Below are 2,154 nucleotides of genomic sequence, written 5' to 3' on the forward strand. Positions count from 1 at the left end.
ATTCGCTAAAGTAGGAAGAGAGTTCGTTGCAGCTGAAGGCGCAACTTTACCCATGGCTTCGAAAAAATATCGATATTTCAATTCACTGACAGTCATCATTTCTATCCCAAGTTAGAAAGTCACTATCCTTGTTTCGAAATCTAGCTTGCTAGATCTATCTTCACTCCGTGTGCTGATTTATGGGAGTAGAATAAAGATCAGGGTGTTGGTTTGCAGTGCAAATATCGCCAATGCTCATACTATTTACGCCAACTGGATTGTCGGGTTATGTGTAGGTAAGCGTTATTACTACACAAAAAAGTAGCCATCGTCGTTCTGAATAGAATGATAAAGAAACAAACAACATTAAGACGTTGTTAAAGTTGACGTTTTAAGGATAAAACCTTTCATGAAAATGACGGAAGAAAGCGTAGTTTATGGAAATATTGCGGGCTCATACCGAATGGTAGCCTTGACTGAGCTGTGACTATACTCAGCACAATATTACTAACCAACAACAACGAAAATAGAGAAACATGCAGAGATTAGCGTTCCCAAATCACATGAAAAAACGACATATCATCTTTACCGCTCTTATTCTTATGATATTAGCTGGATGCACCTCAACGTCGGCTGTCGGCAGTTCTAAAACAAAGGACTATGCCAAGTCACATGCTCTTGTGGGTAAAGCTTCTTGGTATGGCGATAAATTCCATGGAAAACTCACAGCAAGTGGTGAGACATACAACATGAATGCCTACACAGCGGCTCATAAAACCTTGCCCTTTGGGACGATCGTGAGAGTGACCAATACAGACAATGGCAAGTCGGTCGATGTGAAAATTAACGATCGAGGCCCTTACGTAAAAGGCCGAGTTATCGACCTTTCTCACAAGGCATTTGCACAAATAGGTAACGTTAAGCAAGGCACTGTGCCTGTCAAAATTGAGATTGTTGATGACAGTAATACCTTTAGGTATAAGCACTAACCAACTTCAAGTATTCCTTTGAATTGTCAACCACTACTATAAACGGTGCTAAGAGCTAGGCCGGTACTGGTTAGTAATCAAAAGTGAAATTGTATTCGTTAAGCAGGCTCACATCTTACTAAACTTGTGAGACATAAAATGGCCGACGGTTAAGTTGGGAATATAGAATTGAGTCGCTCCGCCAGGTAGGCCTTGCGAATTACCTCTCATTTCAAGAGCTGTATTTCTTTTGGATTGTGAGCCTGCATCAATACGGTCCATCCCTTTAAAACCGCCAAACCAAGCATAAACCGGAGATTTTAGTCTCATCTCCAATAAGTAATCCAATGAACTCCAGTTCTCTTTGATAACTGAGGTCAAACGTCCCCATTCTCTAAGAGATACGCCATTACGCTGCGCAATTTTTTTCTTTTGTTCTAGTCCTGCATCATGTTGGAAAGGGTCGGTTGGTGACCACCATGGTGACAGTGTGGTCTCGTCTGTAATTTCGCCTCGCCCTAAAGTTGGATAACCATTAAATTTATATATCGATGTCCCAGCTGGAAGGAGTTCTCTAGTGGGTTGGCCATATTGTAATTGAAAGGCATCTCTTACAAATGTTCCAGGGCCAGTTGGTATAGAGCCAACAATACTCCAGTCTAAATTATGATTTAGTATCACTTTAATACTCCTGCGTGATTCAATATAAATAGTTGAATTTGCGAATCGAATAACTGTCTGAAAAATAGCTATTATTATTTATTTACAATATCATCACCAAGTATTACCTGGCAATATCACTCAGTGTTCATATATGTTCGGTTTTAATGTATTTGACAAGTGCGCAGGAGGCATGAGTTGATTCGCTATGTCTATATTTCCCCGTCGAAAATCTACATATAGGGTGAGGATGATTAGGGGCAAAAATAAGTGAACTTAGGTGAATTAAGGAGATTAAAAAATCGGCTTTCAATGCTGAACCAACAAGTGACATGCTGACTTTGGAGGGCGTCACTTCTCGTAAGCGCCAGATTGGCCCTGCAGTGCAAAAGGCAATTGAGAGCTTGTAAGTAGAAAGAGATTTTTGGGAGAGGGATTGGTATAGATCCCCCCCCCTTCTTGTTGATAAGCTAATTAACTTGGACTTTAGGACTAAATTCACCAGTGTTTTCGTTGGCAAAATACTAATACTCGCATTGTATAAATA

General features: G+C 40.3%; 2 protein-coding genes and 1 pseudogene. 2 read left to right on the plus strand and 1 reads right to left on the minus strand.

Features of this window, described 5'->3' with window-relative positions:
• The first annotated feature begins 515 nt into the window (after positions 1–515).
• Entirely contained in the window at positions 516–968 is a 453-nt protein-coding gene (locus AB4653_RS23235; RefSeq protein ID WP_009847204.1) for a septal ring lytic transglycosylase RlpA family protein, read from the plus strand.
• A gap of 108 nt (positions 969–1,076) precedes the next feature.
• Here AB4653_RS23235 and AB4653_RS23240 read toward each other — a convergent pair whose 3' ends face one another.
• Positions 1,077–1,628, minus strand: a complete 552-nt coding sequence (locus AB4653_RS23240; RefSeq protein ID WP_102257807.1) for a hypothetical protein — start codon at positions 1,626–1,628, stop codon at positions 1,077–1,079.
• A gap of 269 nt (positions 1,629–1,897) precedes the next feature.
• On the opposite strand from AB4653_RS23240, the pseudogene AB4653_RS23245 reads away from it, so the two are divergent.
• A pseudogene (locus AB4653_RS23245) lies at positions 1,898–2,017 on the plus strand (manganese-dependent inorganic pyrophosphatase); the annotation flags it as partial.
• Between the last annotated feature and the right edge of the window lie 137 nt (positions 2,018–2,154).

This window comes from Vibrio sp. 10N.222.48.A3 (assembly GCF_041475345.1).
GTDB lineage: Bacteria > Pseudomonadota > Gammaproteobacteria > Enterobacterales > Vibrionaceae > Vibrio > Vibrio tasmaniensis_A.